This is a genomic window from Vibrio sp. 03_296 (assembly GCF_002265885.1).
Window position 1 is genome coordinate 1 of sequence record NZ_NPKW01000336.1, and the last position, 398, is coordinate 398.

Below are 398 nucleotides of genomic sequence, written 5' to 3' on the forward strand. Positions count from 1 at the left end.
TTCACCCAGCGCAGGATAATCTCCGAGATCATAAAGGCGATAATCTTGAGCACTTTGACAACCACCTAAAAACTCGCTTTTCTCGAGATAGTGATGGTTAGATTCCCCTTTGCGCAAGGTGCCATAGACAAAAACCAAATGCTGCATAACGCCTCCGTGTTATCTGCATGATGTGCGATGTTTGACCAAGTTAAGGTTTGATAGCACGTGGCGAGATTTTAATCAAACTCAAACTGATAAAGCAGATCAACGGCACTTTCAACCCCAGAAACCCTTCTAGACTAAAGATCTTTCATCAGGCGATAGCGCACGGTGAACTCACCAAGCGGTTTGAAATACCCACCCCACTACTTCACTTGCAACCTGGCATGATGTAGCCACCTGACCGTGACTTGTGA

General features: G+C 45.7%; 1 protein-coding gene. It reads right to left on the reverse strand.

Annotated features, from left to right (window positions below):
* The coding region (locus CIK04_RS24450) for a gamma-glutamylcyclotransferase (RefSeq protein ID WP_142995008.1) at nt 1-147 on the reverse strand (147 nt) is incomplete at its 3' end.
* Nucleotides 148-398 lie beyond the last annotated feature (251 nt).